Source organism: Pseudoalteromonas sp. DL-6 (assembly GCF_004328665.1).
GTDB lineage: Bacteria > Pseudomonadota > Gammaproteobacteria > Enterobacterales > Alteromonadaceae > Pseudoalteromonas.
This window is the reverse complement of record NZ_CP019770.1, coordinates 70,634-95,052: the sequence shown is the minus strand read 5'-3', so window position 1 is coordinate 95,052 and position 24,419 is coordinate 70,634. Positions and strand designations below refer to the sequence as shown.

Genomic DNA, 24,419 nt, shown 5'->3' with positions numbered 1-24,419 from the left:
AGCAGCAACCATGATCCGATTTAATCGCGCAATTTCTCCTTTTTCTGTGCTGAGTTTTGACTTAGACGACACCTTGTACGATAACCGACCCATTATAACGGCGGCAGTTCAAGCGCAGCATGATTACTTAAACGCCTTGCCAGGTTATCGTCAACAAGGAGCTCAATTTTGGCAACAATGCCGTGAACTCGCGGCGCTAAAGCAGCCAGAGCTTATTGATGATGTCACTCAATGGCGTAAGCATACCTTGCGCTTAGTATTGTCTGAATTAGGTTTTAAAGGTGATGAAATAGAGCATCATGCAAATAAGGCGTATCAAGCATTTGCTGATGAGCGAAGCAATATTACTGTGAGCAAAGACGTACTGAAGTTGCTTGATAAACTAGGTCAGCACTACAGATTAATCGCCATTACCAATGGCAATGTTGAGGTTGAACGCTTTAATTTAAAAGACAAATTTGAACTAGTCCTACAGGCAGGATTGCACGGTAAAGCAAAGCCGCACACAACATTATTTGATCAGGCTGCTACGCATTTAAATATTAAAAACAGCGAACTGTTACACATTGGCGATAGCCTTGATAGCGATGTGCAAGGTGCTAATAACGCGGGCTGTCAGTCTGTATGGTTAAATAATCAAGCACAAGCTTATGCCTACAAAGGGCTGGCTGATATTGAAATAACCAACATTCATGCATTAACCCATTTAATATAACCTATGCTTGTTTTACTAATAAGATAGGTTAGAGTTAGTTAATTAACGACATATTATAATAACAAGGACAGCGTATGACGCTCACAGATTACTTAACAACGCTCGCAGATGAGCCTAAAAGTATTAGCTTTGCTGATACTATGGCCGTTATTGATGAGCACTATACTTTTACAGCATGCAGTTTCAGTAACCATGGGTTATTGAGCTCTGCGAGTGAAAATAACGGTTCGTGCAAAATTTTTGCATTTGCTAAGCTCAACGGTCTTAGCAAACAAAATACCTTAGATTGCTTTGGTAAATTTTACCGTGAAGATGTACTAAACAACCCAAATGCCGATGACCACATGAATATTCGTACGTTTATGTTAGCGCCGGAGGCGACACCATTTTTAGGCATTAGCTTTGATGGCACGCCTTTAACCACAAAAAAATAACGCTTAAAACAGCGTTATTTAGCCACTATTAGCGGTTTTTCCATAAAGTAACGCGCACCACTAAGCGGGTAATTGTTAAGTTGATATTTAACCTGATAACCGCGCTTTTCATAGAAAGGTTTGGCTTGAAAGTCTAAGGTGTCAAGCTGAGCCTGAACCGCGCCCAGTTCAATTGCCGCGTGTTCTAATGACATTAGTAACGAATCAGCCAAGCCATTGCCTCGTGCCGATTCATCGCACCACAACCAACTTATTAGCAGCCAATTGCCAAATACATGACCGCTTATACCGGCAACTAATTCATTCTGTTTGTTGAGATATTTAAAGCCAAGAGCTTGGCGCTCTGCGTCGAAGTGTTGAGCATTAAACTCAAGCATATTAGCGCGCAGTGCTTGGTTTAATTGCTCAGTATTATCAGCATGCAATAGGTACATTGGGCGTTCCAAATAGACCTATTTTAGCAAATACCTGATGTTAAAACAGGTTATTTTGTCCAAAGGGAACTTCAAGCATATTGCTAGAAATTTTTTCCGGCTGACCACACATTTCATCATAAGCGCTGGTATGCCTGAGCATCATTTGCGCATAAGCAATGTCTTCAAATCGTTTTTGAATATGTAATGGGCTAACTGCCTTTACAAATTCACCATCACTTTCTTGTACATAGTATTCAACATTATTAATGACAACAGACACTTGATACAAGGCCATTTCCAGTGAATGAACCACCACTTTTTGTAATGGCTGATGCTTTTTTAATTCTGAAAATTGAATACCCATATTAACCTACCTACTGTTAAATTAACTGTCCAAGTAATCAATACGCAGCTTTGCTATAATCGCGATCAGATTTTTTTAATTACGCGCTATCATGGATACAAAAATTCGACTCGCAAAGTACATAGCGCATGCCGGCGTATGCTCTCGCAAACAAGCGTCGCGCTTAATTGATGAAGGCGTTGTCATGGTTAATAATCGCCAAGCTAATCATATCGATCATGTGGACGAAAACGACAGTGTCATTGTTAATGGCCAAGCCATTAAAGGCCCTGCAGATTTAGTCTACTTTGCTTATCACAAACCAGTAGGAATTGATTGTAAACTCAATCAGCACGACCCAAGCAGCCTTATTCATCATTTACCGCAACTAACACGGGTATACCCTATTGGTCGCCTTGATAAAGACTCACGCGGATTGCTTATTTTGACCAATGATGGAGATTTTTGTAACCAGCTGATCCACCCTGACTTTCATCAGCCTAAACGCTATTTAGTAACCGTCAATAAACCTTTAGATGCGGATTTTTGCGAAAAAATGGCTGCAGGCGTCCCTGTCGACAAGCAAATGACTTTGCCGTGTGAGGTGACTAAAATCACTGACAATCAGTTTAGTATTATTTTAAAACAAGGACTAAATCGACAAATTCGTAAAATGGCGCATTACTGTGGTTACAAAGTGATTGATTTATACCGCGTACAAATAAGTGAATTACTGTTAGACCATTTAAATTTACCTGAAAACCAGTTTATAAAAATTAATAAAAGCGACATTTTAGGCTAACAAGCTCACGCTACCCCCCCTCACTTTAATGCGATAAAAAAATATAAAATAAACTTGCAAAAATAGATTACAAGTGTAGTCTTAAATTAAAGATTACATTTGTAGGCAATGAAATGATCGAATTATCCAAAGCAGAATTTGAAGTACTCGATGCGCTATGGATTAGCTACCCCGCTAATGCCAGCCAAATTATTGAGCGCTTGAGTGATGATAAACAATGGCACGAAAAAACCATTAAAACCTTATTGGGTCGATTAGTAAAAAAAGGGGCGCTTAGCTTTGAAAAAGACGGCCGCCAATATATTTACACCCCCTGTATAAAGCGTGCTGATTATACTTTAAAAGAGAGTAAGAACTTCATAGAGCGCTTTTTTAGTGGCCGTATAGCTCCTTTGGTAAGTGGCTTCGCTAAATCGGAGCAACTCTCTCAGCAAGATATAAACGAGCTTAAAAAAGTCATTGATGACTGGGAAAAGAATCAAAAGTAAGGAGTTAGCATGGCGATTCAAATAGGATTTAATTGGCTCATTGAACAGCAGCTATTATTAAGTCTGTTGTTTGCAGGGTTTGTTTTACTTGAGCGCTTTGGCTTAAAAACCCTTGGTTCACGCTTTGTGTATAAATTAGCTTGGTTAATACCTGTATCAGTTCTGTTGGCTAATTTACCTAGTGCAATTAAGCCACTGCAAAATAGCGGCATTAGTTACTATTTAATTACACCTAATCAGGTACTTACAAACAGCTTGAGTGTTAGTTTAGCGCTACTGTATGTCATTATTACCACGGTCTTATTAATTGCCGCTGTTGTTACCCATACCCGATTTGTTAAAGGCCTACAGCTCACTGAGTTAGCACATTTTAAGCAATTAACAATAGGAGTACAAACTTATACCAGCGCTCAGGTGGCTACGCCCATGGTCATTGGTGTTTTTAATAGCAAACTGGTATTGCCGCACAATTATAATACTCAGTTTGATAATACTACTCTGGCGCTTATTCTAGAGCACGAAAACGTGCATATAAAGCGCAAAGACAACCTTATAAATGTGCTGCTATTACTGGCTACAATTTTATTGTGGTTTAACCCTCTGGCTTGGATGGCTTACGCAAGCTGTAGACGTTTGCAGGAGCTAACTTGTGATGAACGGGTACTAAGCAATAAAACCACACAGCAACAAATTTTATACAGCAAAGCCTTAATAAACTGCGCTGCCAATGCGCCAGCGGGTCTGATGGCTTATTCACACTACGGAGATAAAAAAACCATGTTACAACGACTTACTAATATCAAACATAACGGCGCACATTCGCGCCTAGCAAAAGGAAGCGTGTTACTTATAGCAGCAAGCTTGCTCAGTGGCTTAGCTGTAGCAAAGCAACCTGAAGCATCAGCTAAAAAAGAAACATCTATCGCTCCCGTAATGCGAATCGAACCGCTTTACCCTAAGCAAGCAGCGGAACAAGGCATTAGCGGTTCAGTGGTATTAAAATACGACATAACCCCAGCAGGCAAAACAGCTAACATTACTGTTGTAAAAGCTGAACCAGAAGCAGTCTTTAACAAAGAAGCAAAAAGAGCACTGATGCAATGGCAATATACGCCTTCATCAATGGGACAACAGAACGTACTAATACAACTTGATTTTGCACTCAACAGTACAGTTACAAAAAGTGATTTAATAGAGCGAGTTAACATATCGCATTAATGGGAATAAGTGTTTAAGACTATAAAGCAAGCACCCTTTTAGGCTGCTTGCTTTGTGGTTTTTGCTTATTCTCGTTATAAACTGACGGCGATCATGCCAATAGCGGTGCCTATTCCCACCAGCCAAGTGATCGAGCGAATAATATCGAGGTTTAAATAATAAAAAGTACAAAATAAAATACGCGCTACAATATGCGTCATCGCTAAAGTTTCGGTTACGGCATTAACATTGTTTGTGCCTAATACAGCAGCCAAAGCAACGGCAAAAACCGCTAACGATTCAAAACAGTTTTGATGAGCAGCCAGCGCCCGTGCTCCGAGTCCTGTAAGTTGTGTTTGTTGTTGCCGCGGATGTTTATTATCGTAACCACCGAGCTTATTCATTTCTATAATCGCTGGGATTCTCGCAACATAAGGCATGATCACTGCAATTAAGGCGCAAACCAATAAAGTCGTCATTATAATTCTCAAGTTATTATTTATAACTCAAAATAACACAGCACATAGAAAAATGCCGCCAAATATAAATAACCTGAGTTCTGGCGGCTAGCAGTAACATCCCAGACACTATAGCCGATTTAAGCAGTGCGTCACTGTGGCAAATTGTCGCAGGTGATGAATATTCATTATGCCTTTTTGAGGGTCGCTTTCATGTCTTAGTACTGCTAAATTACTCCTCCACTTATTGTATGCTGTTTAAGATGATTTGGATTTTACTGACTATTTTTGCTGCATTTATGCAGTCATGGCGTAACGCTCTGCAAAGTAAATTAAGCACTCATGTGAGCATTGCTGGCGTTACATTAGCCCGCTTTATTGTCGCAAGCCCTATTGCTGGGCTGTATTTATATGCGCTTTATTATTACCAAGATGCTCCCTTTCCTTCATTTAACCCTTTATTTATTAGCTACATTATTGGTGCCAGCATAGTGCAAATTATTGCTACGGGACTCATGGTTAAATTATTTAAAATGAATAATTTTGCTGTAGGTGCCGGCCTCGCTAAAAGCGAAGCGCTTATGGCGGCCATACTCGGGCTATTGTTTTTTGGCTCAACGCTGTCATTACTTGGTTGGCTGGGCGTATTCATTGGTGCAATTGCGGTATTACTATTAAGTGGTATTGCCAATGTAAAACACTTTAGCTTAAAAACAGCATTAACAGGACTTGCCTGCGGTACCGCCTTTGCGTTGTCATCATCGTGGATCAGAGAAGCCAGCTTGAGTTCGGGGATTGCTTTTCCGTATGCGCCTGCATGGGTTTTATTGCTTGTTATTAGTTTACAAACACTGATGCTGTGTATTTATATTGCCTTAAAAGAACGCGACACGTTTCAAACTATGCTTCAGCATAAGGGCATGACTTGTACGGTGAGTATATTTAGTTGCTTGGGGTCAATAGGTTGGTTTAGCGCAATGAGCTTACAACATGTTGCCTATGTAAAAACACTCGGACAGATAGAGGTATTTTTTACGATGTTAATTGCTGTTTTATGGTTAAAACAACCACTAAAACGCCAAGACAGCGCAGGGCTATTACTGATTGCAGTGGCTGCCATATTGGTTATGCTGCCGAGCAGCTAAAAAAAGCGCAGCTATAAAGCTGCGCTTGTTTTTTAATAACTAATGACTAATTTTTAGGGTGATCACACCACAAATAATCATTAACACACCAGCAATACGACCAAACGTAGCGGCATCACCGTAAAATAATATACCCACTAAAAACGTACCAGCGGCCCCAATACCTGTCCACACCGCATATGACGTACCCATAGATATTTGCTTTTGCGCTAACCACAGCATAAAGCCACTCGCGACCATAAATGCAACGGCAACTGCTATACCCTGCCAACGAGTTTCAGGGGTTTGAGAGATTTTTAACCCTATAGGCCAACCAATCTCAAGTAACCCAGCAATAATTAAATACATCCACGCCATTAAACATCTCTCTTTTTCAATATCACTTCATACAAATCGTGACGGCGATCTTTTAAGTTACGCACTGTCCCTTCACTGTGAAGAATTTTTAACTTATCCATATCTAAGTCGCTAAATAATAACATTTCTGTATTGGTGGTGGCTTCATTTAGTGTGGCATCGTGCGGAAATGAAAAGTCCGATGGGGTTAGTACTGCCGACTGTGAAAACTGCACATCTAAGCTTTCTACTTCAGGTAAGTTACCCACAGAGCCTGCAATAACCACATAACATTCGTTTTCAATGGCACGTGCTTGGGCACAATGGCGTACACGCAAGTAACTATTTTTAGTGTCAGTCCAAAATGGCACAAATAAAATATCCAAACCTTGGGTGGCCAAAATACGTGACAACTCAGGAAATTCGACATCATAACAAATTTGAATACCTACACGGCCTGCATCTGTATCGAATACAGCAATTTTATCACCGCCTTGGATCACCCAATCATTTTGTTCATGCGGGGTAATATGAATTTTACGTTGCTCGTCTATTTTACCGCTGCGATGGCATAAATAACTAACGTTATATATTTTATCGTCTTCGGCAAGCGGCATTGAGCCGGTAATAATGTTGGCGTTGTATTCTATCGCCATACGCGACATGGCGTTTTTAAAGGTCTCTGTGTATTCGGCTAAATACCGAATTGCCTCGGTTTGATTACTTTGTTCAGTTAATCCCATCAGTGGCGCATTAAAAAACTCAGGGAATAAAATAAAATCGCTTTTGTAATCAGATACCGTATCAACAAAGTATTCAACTTGCTTAAGCATTTCTTCAACCGATTCAACACAGCGCATTTGCCATTGCACAGCTCCTACGCGCACGATTGATTTAGTTGACTCAATAACGGTGTCGGTTGGCTCATACATAATGTTATTCCACTCAAGTAATGTGGCATAACCGACCGACTCCTGATCTTCAGGTAAGTATTTTTTTAATAATCGTTTAACCTGAAAGTCATTGGCTAATTGAAAACTGAGTATGGGGTCATACAGCTCTTTTTGATCGACCTTAGCAATGTATTCCATCGGGGTCATTTCACTGCTGTGATTGTAATAACGCGGAATACGCCCACCCGCTAAAATAGCGCGTAAGTTATACTGGCGACACAATTCTTTTCGCGCATCATATAAACGGCGCCCTAAACGCATGCCTCGGTATTGCTCACTAATGGCAACATCCAAGCCGTATAAAGCATCTCCTGTGGTATCGCTAAATACACGGTCGTGGCCATCGGCAATATCTTCATAGGTATGCGGGTTTGAAAAACGCGCATAATCTACCTGTACACTCAGCGCTAAACCCACCAGCACGCCGTCATCCACAATACCGATTTGCCCTTCAGGGAACTGATCGATGAGTCTAAAAATAGTATGGCTTGGCCATGCTCCGCCTAGGTCGGGGTAAGCTTCGTCCATCAAGGTTTTAATTTGTGGGTATTGTTCTCGGGTTAAGTTACAAATTTCAAGATGGGTTTTTTCTGCCGACATACGCAACTCCTTGGGGCATGTAAGAATCAAAAAAGCTGAACACATGCTCAGCTTTATTAGGTTTATGCGTTTTTATTCGCGCTTTGCGCTACTTTAAACTGCGATAAAAAAGTGTGGTTACCCGCTCTTTAGGTAACCAATTAGCATATTCAAGGCCAAGTTCTGACAATGGATCTGCTTTAAGTACCTGCTCTAAACTGGCGTCATTTTGCATTGCTTTTAGCATAACATCTTTCGCTTTTTGCACCAGCTTACGATACGTTATCAGTCCTGAACGGTCACTTAGTGGGCCATGACCGGGAATAACTTGGGTTTTATCATCAATCTGATTAATAACATCATCAACCGCCGCTAATACACCGTCAACACTGCCACCACTGTCTACATCAACAAACGGGAGGCTTCCAAAGTTAAAATAAATGTCTCCCATGTGCACAATATTATCATTATTGAAAAAAATCACCGCATCGCCATCGGTATGGGCATGTTGATAATGCACAACATGCGCTTGCTCATTATTAAAGTGCAGTGTTAAATCATGACCAAAACTAATCCGTGGTAGGTAATCAGACCCTTCGCCATGTTTTTCTTTTAAGCGTTTATGTACATTATTGTGGGCAATAACATGAGCACCGGCTTTAGCAAAATTTTCGTTACCCCCGGTGTGATCGCCATGATGGTGGGTGTTAATTACAAACTCAGCACTGCCGGGTTTTAAATCGCTAATGGTTTTTTTAATATCGTCTGAGAGTTTGGCAAACTGATCATCAATGATATATATACCATCATCCCCTACGCTGGCGGCAATGTTACCGCCTTGTCCGTACAGGACGTATACATGCTCGCTCAGTTGCTTAGCTGAAACTGGGTTGTCATCCGCTGCCGCGTAGTTACTTAGTAGTAAAGTCGTTATTAATGCCGGTAGTAATTTTTTCATTGTTGTAACCCTATAATTAATAATCATGGTTATAAAACGTGGTAGCGACTTATTTAGCTCACTCTGCATCCAAAGCTAGTCGCTCATCGGCACTATTTCAATTTGATGCATGAATGTTTGCGGTAACAATGGGGTGTGCTTTCCTTCTACATATTCATCAAAACCAGCTCGATAAAATTCAGAAAGTGGGTGACCTGATTGCCCACCTGGCACAGTTAAAATAGCACTTTCTAAATGTCCAGGTTGGGCAATAAATCGCTGTGATGCACCAAAACCGCGTTTTTGCACCGCTGGCATATAACTATCGCCAAACCCCGGCGCTGTTGGCATGTTAAGTAACTTACTCAGTATCGGTATTTGTTTAGCAAATGGGTGTTCAATTGTTAATTCGTTTACTTTACCCCATTGCCAATTTTGCATGTTACTACCAAACTTTGCTGTTAACTGTGTGAGTGTTTGCTCAAAGGCTCCCTGTAATTGTTGCTCCCAATTAGTAAACTGCGGATTAACCCAACTTGTTGGCTGCGCCTTTATTAACTGCCAAACAGCGGGCTCTAAATCACGTTTCACATATTTTAATGTGCCATCTTGCTGGTTGAGTGTTGTCTCAATACTGCTAAATAAAATATTTATCAATTCATCACGATACGTCTTTACTAAGGTATACCCTATTGATTGCGGGCAAGCGCATTGCTGCCAGTTTTCGAGGGCATTTATGTGATCTTTATAACGCGCGGGCTGCTTTTTTAACTGCTCAAGCAATAAGGCATGCCAAGGCATTAAAAATCGTGCTTGGTTATCTAACTGCAACTGATAAAAATCACTTTCATTAAAGCGTTGTTTTTCAAATAGCCTATCGCGAATTTGCGTTGCACGGGCTCCAAGCGCATAGCCGCCATTACCAAAACGTGCATTATCCTCAGCAGAAACCACTCGCGAATTCCCTGTCCATAGGCGCCCACTCTGAGGGTTTTTAACAAACGGGCGAATAACTTCATTTTGCTGCCAAGTTGCTGAATACTCATTTTCATTAATGGCTAACTCACTGGGTGCTGTTCGCGCAGGAATACCACCCATGTGTTTCCAAGCGGCACTGCCTTGGCTATCTACCACCATTAAGTTTTGTACTGGAATACCCACGTTACTTGCAATGTTAAGGGCATCATCCACTGTTTCAGCCTGCTCAAGCTGCAACAATTGCATATCAACGGCATACGGCTGATGCGCTGCCCAACTTAATGCATAAGGCTGATTGTTGATGTATTTAACAGGGCCATACTCGCTTAGCGTTAATGGATAGGTTTCACTGTTGCCATTAGGTAAGGCAATCACTTCATTTACTTGCCACGTTTTACTGCTATCAGTTAATGCCACCCAGTCGGCTGTATCTATATAACCATTAGTAAATCCCCATGCAATTTTATTATTACTGCCAACCACAATGGCAGGCGCCCCTGGTAACGAAACACCGGTTACTTGATAAGCTTGATTGTCATGGGTGTAATTAAGTTGTGCGCGATACCAAATAACCGGCACCGCCATTGATAAATGCATATCATCTGAAAGCATCGCAGCTTGGGTATTAGTTAAGTCTGCGGTTACTGCCCAGTTATTACTGCCTACTTCTAAATTAGCGGTAATAGTTTTAATCGCCGCTAATGACTGCGTTGGTAACTGGGGTATAGTTTGGGTATAAGGTGTTAAAACACTGCCATCTAATGCTGCTTGGTATTGGCTTGGTTGAGTTAAAAATTCAACCATTTTTGCGCCGTATTGCTGCTGTATTTGAATTAAAGCTTGGTCGCGTTCAAAGGTGGCGGTTTGTAAGTCTAGGTACATGCTAAAAATAACTAACAGACTATCTTCACTTTGCCATGGCTGTTGCTCAGCCCCTGTGAGTAAGTATTCAAAGCTTGGGTACCCTACTTGCGCAAGTCCTTCGTTTACTCCTTGAGCATAACTTTTTAGTAGTTGCTTATCGGCTTCAGGGAGAGTTTTTAAAATAGCTTGGCTACGTTTACGTAATTGATGAAAGCGCATTTTTTTATCAAGAGCAAGCGCAGCTTTACCAAATAACTCACTGAGCTCACCAGCGGCATTACGTCTAAGTAAATCCATTTGAAAAAAGCGGTCTTGCCCGTGGGCATAACCTAAGCCATAGGCAGCTTCGTGGCGAGTTGCTGCAGTAATAACAGCTTGGCCAAGGGTATCTCGAGCAACTTTAACAGGCTGTGTCACCGCATCGCTTCGACCTTTACCATCAAGGGTAGGTAAACTTAAGGTCAAAACGCCGTAAACAATGGCAGTACCAGCGAGCGCTAAAACCACAACAACCAATAGCAACCGCTTGATTACTTTAAACATAAACATACCCTTCAACTATTTCAATAAACTATTATTAGCATATATTCATAATCGTTCTATTAAAAACGCTACGAAAAGCGGGTAAAGGGTGAAATAAACATCAAAATCCACGATAATACACAGTTCATGTATTGTGCAGACCTAGTTGAGATCAAAATGACTGAAAAAACATTTATTAAAGGTAAAGACCGCGATTTAGAGTCGTCTATCTCTACCATGCAAAACAAGCTAAAAGCGCTAAATATTAATATTGAAGAAGCGCTATGGCTTAACCCTGTAGCAAACTGTTATTCAGTTCATATAAAAGATAGCGACTGTGGTGTGATGTTTACTAACGGTAAAGGTGCCACTGATAAAGCCTCTATCGCTTCTGCGTTAGGTGAATATTTTGAGCGCTTAAGCTGTAACTACTTTTTTGCTGATTTTTACTTAGGTGAAGAATTTGCCAATGGTGACTTTACCCATTATCCGAACGAAAAATGGTTTAAAGTAGCAGAAGATGAAGTACCACAAGGGATTATGGATCAGAGCTTATGGGATTACTTCGACCCAGAGCGTGAATTAACCGCTTCACACCTTTATGACTTTAATTCTGGCAATTTTGAACGTGGTATTTGTACTGTACCTTATACTCGCCAGCGCGACGGCCAAGAAATTTATATTCCGGTGAACGTGATTGGTAATATTTTTGTATCCAATGGTATGAGTGCTGGTAATACTAAATTTGAAGCCCGTGTACAGGGGTTATCTGAGGTATTTGAACGCGCTATTAAAAACCGTATTATTGCCGAAGGCATTAGCTTACCTATCGTGCCTGAAGAAATAGTAAAACAATACCCTAAAATTCATGAAGCCTGTGAAGAACTTCGTAGCCATGGTTTCCATTTGCGTATTGCGGATGCCTCACTTGGCGGTAAATACCCTGTAATGAGTGTTACGCTAATCAACCCAGTAGATGGCTCTGTATTTGCTTCTTTTGGTGCTCACCCTTCATTTGAAGTAGCGCTAGAGCGTACCGTTACCGAATTACTGCAAGGTCGTCGCCTAGATCAACTAGACGTATTCCAACCTGCTACTTTTGACAACGACGAAGTGGCCACACCTGAAAACATTGAACTGCACTTTATTGATTCAAGCGGTTTAATTTCACATGACTTTTTCCGTTCTGAAGCTGACTTTGAATTTGTACATTGGGACTTTAGTGGCTCAACTGAGCAAGAATATAACTTCTGTACTGATTTAATTCACAGCATGGGCCATGATATCTACATCATGGATTACACCCATTTAAATGTGTATGCATGTCGTATTTTAGTGCCTGGCATGTCTGATATTTATCCGGTAGATGAGCTTATTTGGCGTAATAATAACGAAGGGGCTAAATTCCGTGAAACCTTCCTATCACTAGATCAGTATGACACTGAGCAACTGATGGAAATTTACGATAGCTTAGAAGAAGCTGGCCACAGCGATATTATTCGCGCAGCTGAATTTATTGGCTTAGCAACCGATGCTGACACGCCTTGGCATACCCTACGCATTGGTGAACTGAAAGCGCACCTTTGCTTAGCGGCAGGTAGCGAAGAAGCGATTGATTGGGTTGACTGGATTTTACATACCGGCCAAGTTAATGAAGATGCGATGCGTCATTTCCGTTGTTTAAAAGCAATCCTTGAAATTAAATATGATGACGAACGTGAGTATGCAAGCTACCAAGACGCTTTAGGGCTTATGTTTGGCGCTAACAATGTAACCCTAGCGATTGAGATTGCAGAAGGTCGTACACGCTTTAACGGCTTAACCTTCCCAGGTTTATCGCTTGAAGGCTTTAAAAAGCATGCCGCATTACTGGATGGCTACCGTAAGTTACATGTTGCGAAACAGCAGCATTGGGCACGAGAAGTCAGTGATTCATAATATCTGAGCTTGTTTAAAGTTAAAAAGAAAATGGCGCATATTTCACTGCGCCATTTTTGTTTCTGGTGTTAATTAGCTATAGTTAAGCTTTCTATATTAACAATTTAATTACACCCTATGTGGCAACAGCGTAAAAGTAAACGCACATCTGTTTATAATCTTAAACTTACCTTTTTATTTGCAATCAGTTTAATTGTAATAACAAGCTTAGTGCTTGATCGGCTGAACTATAATCGTGCAAAAGATGCTTACCGTTTACAAGTACTTTCTCAAGTAAGCACCTACAGAGCCCAGCTTGAAGCTACTTTAGTCTCGAATATTCAGTTAATACGTGGTTTGGCTGTAGCCGTTGCTGCCGAGCCTAATTTGAGCCAAACACGTTTTGGGCAAATTGCCGCTCCGCTGTTTAATACCTCTGACGAACTTCGCAATATTGGTGCTGCACCAGGTATGGTCATCACAATGACCTACCCGCTTAAAGGGAATGAAAAAGCCATTGGACTCAATTTTTTAGAAAATAAGTCACAACGTGATGATGCCATTAAAGCACGTGATACTAATACCATTGTAATGGCTGGGCCGCTCATGTTAGTTCAAGGCAGTGAGGCTTTGATTGCACGAGTGCCAGTGTATTTGCCTGAAGACCAGTCTTTTTGGGGGCTGCTTTCTGTAGTGCTCGATATAGAGAAAGTCTATAGCAACGCAGGGATTTTTGAATTACAAAAAAAATACACTGTTGCTATTCAAGGACGCAACGGGCTAGGTAAACAAGGTGAGTTTTTCTTTGGCGACCCAACAATTACCAGCCAAAATCCGCTTGAGTTTAGCCTAAACTTCCAAGGCGGAGCTTGGCAGCTCTATGTGGTGCCAAAAACCGGCTGGCAACCGGCATCATCGTCTATCTGGCCATTACGTATCGTTATCATCGTTATTTTGAGTTTACTTATTTTTGCATTTTTATTGTTTTTAAAAATGCTCAATAGAGAACACGAAAACGAAAAAATGCTCGAGGTAATGAGTAACCTAGCGCAAGTGGGTGCATGGTCATTTAATTTAGAAAAAAAACAGGTGTTTTGGTCAGACATGACCAAAAAGATATTTGAATACCCTTTAGATGAGCAACCTAAATGGTCATCCGATTTATATTATTTTAAAGAAGGTAAAAGCAGAGATAAGGCAGCTGAACTAATTACTAGGGCGGTTAAATATGGTGAAAGTTACGAAGCCGAACTAGAAGTTATTAATGCCAAAGGCGAAGTGATTTGGGCGCTAATACATGGAGAAGCAGAGCATAAAAATGGGCGTTGTATTAGAATATTCGGCTCATTACAAAATATAGATGCCCGTAAAAAAGTAGCAATAGAAGATCAAAAAATAGCTCGCTTTAACGAAACCTTAGCATCGCTAACTATTAGCGATCACATATTAAATGGCAAATTAAGCGAATCAAAAGAGCTTATAACTCGTGCGGTGTGTCGTGCACTTAAAGTGAATACTGTGAGCATTCGCTTGTTTGATAAACATAAAACTCAGCTTACTCCTATCGCGAGCTATAGCCAAAATAACAGTAATAACAATACCCCTTGGCGCCAGCAAGACATCCCTGATTTTTTTACCAGCTTAGAGAACAAAGCCGTTTTTAGCGCCCAGAACGCTCAGCAACAAGCTTGCCTCGCCCCCATAGCAAAAAGCTACCTAAAGCCATCATCCATTAAAGCAATGCTCTGTGTGATGATCCCTGCGGGCAGCGGCTCTATAGGTGTGGTGTGCGCAGAGCAAGCAACCGTTAGAGCATGGACGCAAAACGAAGAAGGTTTTTTAATTGCCATCGGGGCATTAATAGGAAGCCTTCACTCTAGTGAACAACGCATAGAGACTGAAGCAGAATTAGTCAAAGCAAAAGAAGCCGCAGAACAAGCTGTGATTGCTAAAAGTGAGTTTTTAGCTAGCATGAGTCATGAAATTCGTACCCCGATGAATGGGGTGTTAGGTATGCTTAACCTTATTCAAACGACCTCGCTTGATCAGCAGCAACGTCACCATATCAAACTGGCTCAATCGTCAGCGGAATCTCTGTTGGGAATTATTAATGATATTTTAGACTTTTCTAAAATAGAAGCTGGTAAGTTAGACATAGAAAACATTCAATTTAATCTACCCAAATTACTCGGCGAAATTGTTGAGTCGTTTGCGCTCAAGGCCGAAAGTAATAACACCCAATTAATTTTAGATACTACGCATGTAAGCACCAGTGAGATTGTGTGTGATCCAAATAGATTAAGACAAATTTTAAATAACTTGATTGCCAATGCCGTGAAATTCACTCAAAACGGACAAGTACTGGTAACCGCCACCATAGAAAAAACTCTCGACAATACAACTTTAGAGTGCGCGATTATTGATACCGGCATTGGTATTAGTTTAGATAAGCAAAAACAGTTATTTGACTCTTTTACTCAAGCTGATGCATCAACAACGCGCCAATATGGCGGCACTGGTTTAGGTTTGGCAATAGTTAAGCAGCTGTGCGAACTCATGGGAGGCGAAGTAAGTGTAAATAGTTTACCCAATGAAGGCAGCACCTTTGCTTTTTCAGTCAATATTACCTCAGTGATAGACCAAGCATTTGATTTAGATTGCCAACATATACAAGCAAAGCGGATCCTGATTGTTGATAATAGTGAAATGAATGCCACCATCACCAAGAAGCAATTAATGCTATGGGGCGCAGATGTCAGTGCAGTATGTGACTATGAAGAGGTTGAAACTTATATAAGTAACCATCAACAAACGCCCCCAGATGTGGCAATTATTGACAATAGCTTTTTGGAGCCTGTAGCACACCCTCAGGCTGAAAAGCTGAAACATTTTTTAGAGAAAAGCCACGTTTTGATTATGGCTCCAATGAGTTCTTCAAAAAGCAGTTTATTTTATGGAGACAAGGAAACTGCCTTAATTTTTAAACCACTCACCGCTATTGATTTATATGACACGCTGGTAAAAGGAACACTGGCAGAACAACCCAAAGAGGTAGAGTTCTCTGCGATTAATACCCCGAAAAAAGCGAAAGGCCATGTATTGTTAGTTGAGGATAACAAAGTAAATCAAGTGGTTGCCTGTGCATTATTGAAACAAGCTGAGCTCACCTTTGATATTGCAGAGGATGGCGAGGGTGCACTAACTAAATTAAACCAAGCAACCGCAAACACTTATCAACTTATTTTAATGGATTGCCAAATGCCTATTATGGATGGTTACCAAGCAACCATGGCTATTAGAAAGGGTCTAGCGGGTCATGAGAATCAAGCCATTCCCATAATTGCTCTAACGGCTAATGCAATGCACGGAGATAAAGAGAAATGCTTAAACGCTGGTATGAATGACTATTTAAGTAAGCCTCTCGATGGCCCCGCTATGCATGCTAAATTGCAACAATGGCTTAGCGCTAAATAACAGTGTAAGCTTAAAATAGAATCGATGAAGTAAGGGATATTATGCAGTTATCAGTTGAACAACAAAGAGTTATTGGCTGTTTATTGGAAAAGCAAACAACAACGCCTGAACATTACCCGCTATCATTAAATGCTTTAACGAATGCCTGTAACCAAAAATCAAACCGCGCTCCTGTGCTCGACTTAAGTCAACAGCAAGTTCAGGCGACTATCGCCGAGCTAATCGACTTGCGCTTAGTAACAGAAGATGAAGGCCTCAGTGGCCGCGTATCTAAGTACGACCATCGCTTTTGTAATACCCAATTTAGCCACTTACAATTTAACGCACAACAACGCGCTATTATTTGTTTATTATTATTGCGAGGTGCCCAAACGCCTGGTGAATTAAAAACCCGTTGCGCTCGCTTAGCTGATTTTAACAATGTTGACGACGTTGAAGCAGCGCTTGCACAATTGATTGAAAATAGCCATGTTAAGAAGCTACCTCGTGAGTCTGGTAAACGTGATAGTCGTTATATCCATTTATTTGCAGCTCCTTCTTCAGAGAACGATGACCCTGTAGCAACACAAACCATTACAGACGAATTAAAAAATCAAGAGCTCAATGAGCTCCTCGCTGAAATTGATGAGCTAAAAGCTCAACTTAAACAAATAAAAGAGTATATAGGGCTTTAATTGTGTAATTTGAAATCACATAATAGCTATTCTTTTTTGAGCATTAAAACTTTTTAACTTTAAGGAGCGGGCCATGCGCGCCGAAATTATGGCTGAGATGAAAGTTCAGCCTAGTATTGATGTAAACGCTGAAATTAAACGCCGAATAGACTTTATTAAAGCACGTTTAAAAGCCGCATACTCAACCTCACTGGTACTGGGTATTAGTGGTGGCGTAGACTCATCAACCTGTGGCCGATTATGCCAACTTGCTATTAATGAGCTTAATCAAGAGCATCCAGATACGCAATATCAATTTATTGCTGTGCGCCTACCTTATGGCGTTCAAGCAGATGAAAGCGAAGCACAAATGGCGGTTGATTTTATTAAACCCAGCACCCGTATGACAGTCAATATTCAGCCTGCAACCGACGCGCTGCACGAGCAAACAATGGCAACTTTAGCAGGAACTAGCCAGCCTCTGCCAACACAAGAAAAAATAGACTTTATTAAAGGCAATGTGAAAGCACGCCAACGCATGATTGCACAATATGAAATTGCTGGGTTTTGCCAAGGGCTCGTTGTAGGTACCGACCATAGCGCCGAAAATATTACCGGTTTTTATACTAAGTTTGGCGATGGCGCCTGTGATTTAGCCCCTTTGTTTGGTCTCTCTAAACGTCAAGTAAGAGCACTGGCAACAGCGTTAGGCGCACCAGCACTGTTAGTTGAAAAAGCACCTACTGCCGATTTAGAAAGTGATAGACCAGGTTTGACTGACGAAGAAGCGCTTGGCTTAAGCTATGAAGAGATTGATGACTTTTTAGAAGGCAAGCCGGTTTCAGAGTATGTGGAGCAAACGCTGATTGCTATTTTCCAACGCACGCAACATAAGCGCCAGCCGATCCCAACAGTATACGATGCATTTTAAATCAATATTATAAGTATAACTTAACTGATCTAGCCGCTTATATATTTCGTAAATATTGCGTGAAAATGAGCGGCTTAAATTTTTAACGGTTAACCTTAACGCTTGCCAACAGAGAGTTTTATATTTTATGACACCCCCTATTTTGATTACTGGTGCAGGACAACGCATAGGCCTTGCGCTCGCACAGCATTTTATAGCCCAAGGGCAAGCGGTCATTATTACTTACCGCACCCGTCATGAGGCTGTAGATTTGTTAGAGCAACAAGGGGCGACTTGTCTTTATGCTGACTTTAGTTCTGATCAGGGTATTAGTACTTTTATTACATTGCTTAAAGCACATACAGAATCACTAAAGGCAATAATTCATAACGCATCAAGCTGGGACTGCGAAGCTAATAACCCACAGTTTGAGCAATTGTTTGATAACATGATGCGTATTCATGCCAAAGCCCCTTATTTAGTCAACTTACATTGCGCTGATTTGCTGATGCGTTACCACGCAGAGTCTAATCAACCGGCAGATATTATTCATCTCACTGATTATGTAGTTGAAACGGGCAGCCCAAAACACCTTGCTTATGCGGCCAGCAAAGCCGCATTGGATAATTTAACTAAATCATTTAGCGCTAAATTTGCACCGCAGATAAAAGTAAACGCTATTGCTCCTTCATTGATTATTTTTAACCAACACGATGATGAGCAATACCGAGCAAAAACATTGAAAAAATCATTAATGGGCATAGAACCTGGATGCCAAGAAATTATCAATAGTATTGACCTACTACTGAACAGCCACTACATCACAGGCCGTGCTTTACCTGTTGATGGTGGTCGCCATCTTAAGTAAGTCATCTAATAAAACTGAGAAACTTATGCATAACGAATTAAAAGAAAGCTATCAAAAAATTATAACCGCAGTCGGTGAAGATGCAGAACGCGAAGGGTTGCTAGACACCCCAAAACGCGCAGCAAAAGCGATGGAGTACCTTACTCAAGGTTACCGCCAAACGCTTAATGAAATCACGAATAATGCCGTGTTTACCTCAGATGCTGACGATATGGTATTGATACAAGATATAGAGCTTTACTCTATGTGTGAGCATCACTTATTACCATTTATTGGTCGTTGCCACATTGCTTATATTCCTGATGGCAAAGTATTAGGTTTGTCTAAGTTTGCACGTATTGTGGATATGTTCTCTCGCCGTTTTCAAATTCAAGAGCAACTTACCCATCAAATTGCCAAAGCGGTCGAGGAAGTAACCGGAGCCAAAGGCGTGGGTGTCATTGTTGAGGCAAAACACATGTGTATGATGATGCGTGGCGTAGAAAAACAAAACTCAAGTATGCGTACCTCGGTTATGCTTGGTAACTTTAGAGCCGATCCGAAAACACGTAATGAGTTTTTACAGCTGATCAAAGGATAATGTATGGCAAACGCAATAATTAATGTAACTAACTTACGACTACGCACGTTTATTGGTTTTAACCCTGATGAACGAGAGAAAAAGCAAGATGTAGTTATTAATTTAGAAATTCACTACCCGGCAGATCAAGCTTGTGAAACCGATGAAGTGGAGCAAGCACTTAACTACAAAGTGATAACTAAAGAAGTGATTAGCTTAGTTGAGCAGGGCCACTTTTTATTGCTAGAAAAGCTAGTTGCTGAAATTCTTGCTGTTTGCCACTCACACCCAAGTGTAAATTATGCCAAAGCCCGGGTGGATAAACCCCATGCGCTGCGCTTTGCAGACTCCGTGTCGCTAACTCTCGACTGGCACAAATAATCCAACGGCAAGGGCTATTACTGCTAAATAACGTAGCCCTTTGCCGAGTGTTACCAGCACTAAAAACATACTAAAGCGCACTTTAAACACGCCGCCAATAACGGTTAGTGGATCGCCAACAATAGGTAACCACGCAAACAGTAAGCTATATACCCCATATTTATTAAACTGCTTTTGGGCTTTTTCCAGTCCTTTTTCAGATACTGGGAACCATTTTTTATCTTTAAAACGCAATGCCTGTGTTCCCAACCAATAATTAACACAACTGCCTAATACATTGCCTAGAGTTGCCGAAAGCCAAATTAACCCTAGGTGAGTATTGCCTTGCACTATCATGCCGCCCATTAACACTTCAGACGAGCTGGGTAATAAGGTAGCCGAAATAAAGGCTGTTAAAAATAAGGTGATATAAAGCATGTTACCCTTATGGCTAACAATAAGACGAGGGAATAATGCTGATAAGCTAATAACCTACAGCAAGCGTAATATGCCGCAGCTTTGCAAGCTTACAAACAAAGCCTTGGCTAGATTGCGTGGCTATTATTTTATTAAATTTAAACTCAGCGGATAATTAAATTCTTTACCATCATTAGCTTTTACGCTAGCAATAATAACCATCACAAATGAGAAAATCGCTACCATTGGTAACAAAATCAAACCAATCACTGCAAAAATAAGTAAAAAACACACAAAATAAGCTATAGCCATAGTGATCTGAAAATTAAGTGCTTTTTTACCATGCACATCAACTATAGGCATTTCATCTTTTTTAATCAGCCAAATAATCAATGGGCCTAATACTGAGCCAAACGGGATGATAAACCCTGCCAGCGCACTTAAATGACATAACATAGCCCATGTTCTGTCATCTTTATTCACCACTTTAATCTCTTGATTTTGTTCCATAACACTCTCCCTTATCGTTTTTATTTTGCGCTAAAATGACATTCATACTCATTAGCCACCTTAATGTAAATGCTTATTTATCCAATGCAAAGCATTTGTGTATATTTAAAAATAAAAAAGCGCAGCCAATAGCTGCGCTTGTTTGTTTTGCCTGTATCAATTACTTATTAACACCCGCTAAATCAAGCATAAACGCATAGTTAAGTGCCGTGTCTTCCAAACGCTTAAAACGACCTGACGCCCCTCCATGCCCTGCTTCCATATCAATTTTAAACAGTAGCTTGTTATCATCGGTTTTGTAATCTCGCAGCTTAGCCACCCACTTGGCAGGCTCAAAATATTGTACCTGCGAATCATGTAAGCCTGTTGTTACTAGCATATTAGGGTAGTCTTGCTTGCTTACTTGATCATACGGTGAATACGACAACATATACTCATAGTATGCTTTTTCGTTAGGGTTACCCCACTCACCGTATTCGTTAGTTGTCAGAGGAATGCTCTCATCTAGCATAGTGGTTACTACATCAACGAAAGGGACTGCCGCTACCATGCCTTTATAGAGCTCAGGCGCTTGATTTGCTACAGCGCCCATTAATAAACCACCAGCACTGCCACCTTGAGCAAAAATTAGCTCTTTATCGCCATACCCTTGGGCTACCAATGATTTAGTAACATCTACGAAGTCATTAAAGGTATTCTTTTTAGTCAGTAATTTACCCGCGTCATACCAAGGACGCCCTAACATTTGCGAACCACGAATATGCGCAATGGCAAATACAAAACCACGGTCAAGCAAACTTAACCGCGTACTAGAAAAGGTAGGATCCATGGTCGCTCCATACGAGCCATAACCATATTGTAGCAACGAATTGGTGCCATCTTTTTTAAACATGTCTTTACGATAAACTAAGCTCACAGGAACTTTAATGCCATCTCGAGCCGTTACAAACAGTCGTTCTGATGCGTAGTTATCTGCACTAAAGTCACCCAACACTGTTTGCTGTTTTAATAATGTTTTTTCGCCAGTGGCCAAATTAACATCATAAGATGAACCCGGCGTCGTCATACTGGTGTAATACACACGCAGCGTATCGCTGTTTAATTCGTTATTACCGTACGCATTAATTGTGTACGCACTGTCGTTAAAGCTTAGTGGTAACTCTTTGTCTGATGATAAATTACGCGCTATCAGTGTTGATTGGCCCATTTCTCGTTGTTGGTATACTAAGTAGTCATCAAATAACTCAACGTCTTCGAGTTTAATATCCTCGCGGGCAGGGATCACACTCTGCCAATTTGCTTTATCACCGGCTTTATCAATATCAACTTTCATAAGCTGAAAGTTAACCGCATTTAAATTAGTCACAATGTAATAAGTATTGCCTAATTTTGAAATGCTGTATTCAAGGTTGGCTTCACGCTCAATTAAACGCTTTGGCTTAGCATTTACATCATCTGCACTAAGCACTGACAAACCGGATGCATCAGTACTGCTATGCCAAATATAAATTTCTGAGCCGTCTTTGCTCTTGCTCATACCTGTGTAATAGCTTGTGTCTGTTTCTTCGTAAACCAGCTCATCATCGCTTTGTGGTGTACCAAGCGTATGACGATAAACTTGATAACCGAGTAAGGTTTGCGCATCTTTTTTAATGTAATAAACCGTTTTATTATCGTTAGCCCACACAACATAACCACTCGTGCCTTCAAGCGTGTCTTCTAATAATTTACCAGTGCTTAAATCTTTAATTTTTATGTTGTAAACACGGCGACTTACCGTATCTTCACCATACGCCATTAAGTTATTATTTGGGCTTACATTAAGACCACTAACTGCAAAATAGTCATGACCTTTAGCTAATTCATTGACGTCTAAAATAACGTCCTGATCGGTGCCTGCAAAATCACTACTGCGTAAGTAAGTAGCATACTCATTATCGCCGCGAGTTTGCGACGAATAATAATAGTTACCTTTTTTAACTGGCACTGAATCATCATCTTTTTGAATTCGCCCTTTTAGCTCTTCAAATAACGAAGTTTGTAACGTTTTTGTATGCGCAAGCATTTTATCTGTGTAAGCATTTTCAGCCTCAAGGTAACTAATTACCTCAGGAGCTTTACGCTCATCATCACGCATCCAATAATAATTATCGATACGCGTGTCGCCATGGACTGTCATTTTATACGGTACTTTCTTCGAAATAGGCGGCATGACTGCGATTTTAGCAGCTGCGTTTTCAATTTTTGCTGATTGCTCAACGTCAGGAGCTTTGTTACATCCCCCTAAAATAGCTAAGGAAATAAAAGTAAGAACAAATGGGGTATGTTTCATTGATTGGAATCTCTGTAGTTATTATTTTTATTAAATATACCTAATATTTAATAGCACGGAGATTTAGTTTGTGAAGCTATGTAAAAAGGGAGCCTAGAAATTCTTTTTATATACTTAGCACTTCAGTTATCCTAATAATAACGAAGTAGCATTATATAACCTCTTCACGCTGCTAATTAATAAGGATAAAAATGAACAACGAAGTAATTAACATTTTAACAATGGCTAAGGTCATTCAAACAGCGGTTGCACCCGTTTTTTTAATTACGGGTATTGCGGCAACACTCGGGGTTTTATCAAATCGCTTGGCGCGTATTACTGACAGAGCCAGACAGTTAGAACGAAAATTAAAGGTCAGTATTGATGAAGTCTTTAACCTGTCTTTAACTACTGAGCTGAGAGCACTCCTTAAGCGTTCTCGGTGTATCCATATTGCATTTAGTTTAAGTGTCTTAAGTGCACTATTAGTATGTGCCGTGGTTATGCTGTTATTTTTATCGCACATACAATCGATTAATTTAGGCGTCACTATTGGTAGTTGCTTTGTTGGTGCCATGGCATTACTAATCTGTGCATTTATGTCATTACTGGGTGAGGTATTCTTGGCAACGCGCAGTATGCGCCGAGGGATGATTTTCGCTGATATTGATATAAACGATTAATAAAAAACCCCGAGCCAATTATGCAACTCGGGGTTTTACTTATCTAAAATAGATTACTGTGCTGTATAAATTGTTTCAAGCACTTCTATTTTAGCTTCTTTAATCAAGCCTGATGCTTTTAGCTGTTTTGACGCAACTAAAATATCTTGACCGTCATTTACAGCTAAAACAGCTATTTTGGTACCTGGGAATAAAGATACGACCTTCAAACCTGCAGCCGAAGCAACATCACTTGCACTCATACCATCTTTTAAAAGAATAGTAATATTGCCTGATAGTGACGTTAGGTTATTAGTAAAAATGTTACGTACTAATGTTCCTTTAGTCACTACATCAGACGATGTTTCTACGCTGACTACTGTCATCTCGCCTTTTCGCATAACGACATGATCATCTGAAGCTACACTTGATGGCACTAAACGCAGATTTTTTTCAACTTTATAAGAACCAAAATCTACATTAGCAAAGTTTAATTTAGCTACTTGTTTTTTAGGAAACTGAAGCTCTTTATCTGAACTAGTGTTTGCTGTAGCACCTAACGAAATACACGCAGCAGCACCTAATACGATTAATTGTTTAATTTTCATCTT

Annotated in this window: 25 protein-coding genes; 14 read left to right on the top strand and 11 right to left on the bottom strand. The window is 40.5% G+C overall.

Translation table 11 applies throughout. From position 1 onward, the window contains the following. Positions 1 to 10 precede the first annotated feature (10 nt). Complete coding sequence (locus B1F84_RS00475; protein ID WP_131690261.1) at positions 11 to 715, top strand: HAD-IA family hydrolase; 705 nt, start codon at positions 11 to 13, stop codon at positions 713 to 715. A gap of 74 nt (positions 716 to 789) precedes the next feature. Continuing rightward, positions 790 to 1,149, top strand: a complete 360-nt coding sequence (locus B1F84_RS00470; RefSeq protein ID WP_008468568.1) for a HopJ type III effector protein — start codon at positions 790 to 792, stop codon at positions 1,147 to 1,149. Between the two features lie 14 nt (positions 1,150 to 1,163). Here B1F84_RS00470 and B1F84_RS00465 read toward each other — a convergent pair whose 3' ends face one another. Further along, on the bottom strand, positions 1,164 to 1,583 hold the full coding sequence (locus tag B1F84_RS00465; protein WP_008468566.1) for a GNAT family N-acetyltransferase: 420 nt from the start codon (positions 1,581 to 1,583) through the stop codon (positions 1,164 to 1,166). Positions 1,584 to 1,623: 40 nt separating this feature from the next. Continuing rightward, positions 1,624 to 1,929, bottom strand: coding sequence for a DUF6482 family protein (locus B1F84_RS00460; RefSeq protein WP_008109023.1), 306 nt, complete (start codon positions 1,927 to 1,929; stop codon positions 1,624 to 1,626). Between the two features lie 91 nt (positions 1,930 to 2,020). Between B1F84_RS00460 and B1F84_RS00455 the strand changes: the two genes are divergently transcribed. The 3 genes from B1F84_RS00455 to B1F84_RS00445 all read left to right on the top strand — a co-directional run bounded on the left by B1F84_RS00455 (position 2,021) and on the right by B1F84_RS00445 (position 4,416). After that, complete coding sequence (locus B1F84_RS00455; protein ID WP_131690260.1) at positions 2,021 to 2,710, top strand: pseudouridine synthase; 690 nt, start codon at positions 2,021 to 2,023, stop codon at positions 2,708 to 2,710. 113 nt (positions 2,711 to 2,823) lie between these two features. Beyond that, positions 2,824 to 3,198: a BlaI/MecI/CopY family transcriptional regulator gene (locus B1F84_RS00450; protein ID WP_131690259.1), complete on the top strand. Its 375-nt coding sequence runs from the start codon at positions 2,824 to 2,826 to the stop codon at positions 3,196 to 3,198. A gap of 9 nt (positions 3,199 to 3,207) precedes the next feature. Continuing rightward, entirely contained in the window at positions 3,208 to 4,416 is a 1,209-nt protein-coding gene (locus B1F84_RS00445; RefSeq protein ID WP_096038066.1) for a M56 family metallopeptidase, read from the top strand. A 74-nt stretch (positions 4,417 to 4,490) separates the two neighbouring features. Here the strand turns inward: B1F84_RS00445 and B1F84_RS00440 are convergent, their stop codons facing one another. Next, positions 4,491 to 4,874 carry an MAPEG family protein gene (locus B1F84_RS00440; protein ID WP_076919941.1) on the bottom strand — a complete coding sequence of 128 codons (384 nt, stop codon included), beginning with the start codon at positions 4,872 to 4,874 and terminating at the stop codon, positions 4,491 to 4,493. Between the two features lie 242 nt (positions 4,875 to 5,116). On the opposite strand from B1F84_RS00440, the gene B1F84_RS00435 reads away from it, so the two are divergent. Beyond that, positions 5,117 to 5,998 (top strand): DMT family transporter, encoded by an 882-nt coding sequence (locus B1F84_RS00435; protein WP_131690258.1) that lies wholly within the window; start codon positions 5,117 to 5,119, stop codon positions 5,996 to 5,998. Positions 5,999 to 6,037: 39 nt separating this feature from the next. Here B1F84_RS00435 and B1F84_RS00430 read toward each other — a convergent pair whose 3' ends face one another. The 4 genes from B1F84_RS00430 to B1F84_RS00415 all read right to left on the bottom strand — a co-directional run bounded on the left by B1F84_RS00430 (position 6,038) and on the right by B1F84_RS00415 (position 11,188). Continuing rightward, positions 6,038 to 6,355: a multidrug efflux SMR transporter gene (locus B1F84_RS00430; protein ID WP_008109014.1), complete on the bottom strand. Its 318-nt coding sequence runs from the start codon at positions 6,353 to 6,355 to the stop codon at positions 6,038 to 6,040. Then, a complete protein-coding gene (locus B1F84_RS00425) occupies positions 6,355 to 7,887 on the bottom strand; it encodes a bifunctional GNAT family N-acetyltransferase/carbon-nitrogen hydrolase family protein (protein ID WP_076919942.1) in 1,533 nt (510 codons plus the stop codon). The genes B1F84_RS00430 and B1F84_RS00425 overlap by 1 nt, the downstream gene beginning before the upstream one ends. Positions 7,888 to 7,975: 88 nt before the next feature. Further along, positions 7,976 to 8,824 (bottom strand): MBL fold metallo-hydrolase, encoded by an 849-nt coding sequence (locus tag B1F84_RS00420; RefSeq protein WP_008109010.1) that lies wholly within the window; start codon positions 8,822 to 8,824, stop codon positions 7,976 to 7,978. A 75-nt stretch (positions 8,825 to 8,899) separates the two neighbouring features. Then, positions 8,900 to 11,188: a penicillin acylase family protein gene (locus B1F84_RS00415; RefSeq protein WP_131690257.1), complete on the bottom strand. Its 2,289-nt coding sequence runs from the start codon at positions 11,186 to 11,188 to the stop codon at positions 8,900 to 8,902. Positions 11,189 to 11,344: 156 nt separating this feature from the next. Here B1F84_RS00415 and ycaO point away from each other — a divergent pair, with 156 nt between their 5' ends. The 7 genes from ycaO (at position 11,345) to folX (ending at position 19,929) form a co-directional block, all read left to right on the top strand. Next, a complete protein-coding gene (ycaO, locus tag B1F84_RS00410) occupies positions 11,345 to 13,105 on the top strand; it encodes a 30S ribosomal protein S12 methylthiotransferase accessory factor YcaO (RefSeq protein ID WP_131690256.1) in 1,761 nt (586 codons plus the stop codon). A 117-nt stretch (positions 13,106 to 13,222) separates the two neighbouring features. Beyond that, positions 13,223 to 16,558, top strand: coding sequence for an ATP-binding protein (locus B1F84_RS00405; protein ID WP_131690255.1), 3,336 nt, complete (start codon positions 13,223 to 13,225; stop codon positions 16,556 to 16,558). A gap of 41 nt (positions 16,559 to 16,599) precedes the next feature. Continuing rightward, on the top strand, positions 16,600 to 17,232 hold the full coding sequence (locus B1F84_RS00400) for a YceH family protein (protein ID WP_131690254.1): 633 nt from the start codon (positions 16,600 to 16,602) through the stop codon (positions 17,230 to 17,232). 73 nt (positions 17,233 to 17,305) lie between these two features. Then, positions 17,306 to 18,142, top strand: a complete 837-nt coding sequence (gene nadE, locus B1F84_RS00395) for an ammonia-dependent NAD(+) synthetase (protein ID WP_131690253.1) — start codon at positions 17,306 to 17,308, stop codon at positions 18,140 to 18,142. Positions 18,143 to 18,269: 127 nt separating this feature from the next. Next, positions 18,270 to 18,989: a dihydromonapterin reductase gene (folM, locus tag B1F84_RS00390; RefSeq protein ID WP_131690252.1), complete on the top strand. Its 720-nt coding sequence runs from the start codon at positions 18,270 to 18,272 to the stop codon at positions 18,987 to 18,989. 25 nt (positions 18,990 to 19,014) lie between these two features. Continuing rightward, on the top strand, positions 19,015 to 19,569 hold the full coding sequence (gene folE, locus B1F84_RS00385) for a GTP cyclohydrolase I FolE (protein WP_008108996.1): 555 nt from the start codon (positions 19,015 to 19,017) through the stop codon (positions 19,567 to 19,569). A gap of 3 nt (positions 19,570 to 19,572) precedes the next feature. Then, positions 19,573 to 19,929 carry a dihydroneopterin triphosphate 2'-epimerase gene (gene folX / locus B1F84_RS00380; RefSeq protein WP_008108994.1) on the top strand — a complete coding sequence of 119 codons (357 nt, stop codon included), beginning with the start codon at positions 19,573 to 19,575 and terminating at the stop codon, positions 19,927 to 19,929. Here folX and B1F84_RS00375 read toward each other — a convergent pair. The 3 genes from B1F84_RS00375 to B1F84_RS00365 all read right to left on the bottom strand — a co-directional run bounded on the left by B1F84_RS00375 (position 19,906) and on the right by B1F84_RS00365 (position 23,167). Further along, complete coding sequence (locus tag B1F84_RS00375; protein WP_008468537.1) at positions 19,906 to 20,346, bottom strand: YqaA family protein; 441 nt, start codon at positions 20,344 to 20,346, stop codon at positions 19,906 to 19,908. The two genes, folX and B1F84_RS00375, sit on opposite strands and share 24 nt — an antisense overlap. Before the next feature lie 123 nt (positions 20,347 to 20,469). Continuing rightward, a complete protein-coding gene (locus B1F84_RS00370) occupies positions 20,470 to 20,835 on the bottom strand; it encodes a DUF4870 domain-containing protein (RefSeq protein WP_008108988.1) in 366 nt (121 codons plus the stop codon). Between the two features lie 160 nt (positions 20,836 to 20,995). Continuing rightward, positions 20,996 to 23,167 (bottom strand): S9 family peptidase, encoded by a 2,172-nt coding sequence (locus B1F84_RS00365; RefSeq protein WP_131690251.1) that lies wholly within the window; start codon positions 23,165 to 23,167, stop codon positions 20,996 to 20,998. Between the two features lie 191 nt (positions 23,168 to 23,358). Here B1F84_RS00365 and B1F84_RS00360 point away from each other — a divergent pair, with 191 nt between their 5' ends. Next, positions 23,359 to 23,829 carry a DUF2721 domain-containing protein gene (locus B1F84_RS00360; protein WP_131690250.1) on the top strand — a complete coding sequence of 157 codons (471 nt, stop codon included), beginning with the start codon at positions 23,359 to 23,361 and terminating at the stop codon, positions 23,827 to 23,829. A 53-nt stretch (positions 23,830 to 23,882) separates the two neighbouring features. Here the strand turns inward: B1F84_RS00360 and B1F84_RS00355 are convergent, their stop codons facing one another. Beyond that, a complete protein-coding gene (locus tag B1F84_RS00355) occupies positions 23,883 to 24,416 on the bottom strand; it encodes a hypothetical protein (protein ID WP_131690249.1) in 534 nt (177 codons plus the stop codon). Between the last annotated feature and the right edge of the window lie 3 nt (positions 24,417 to 24,419).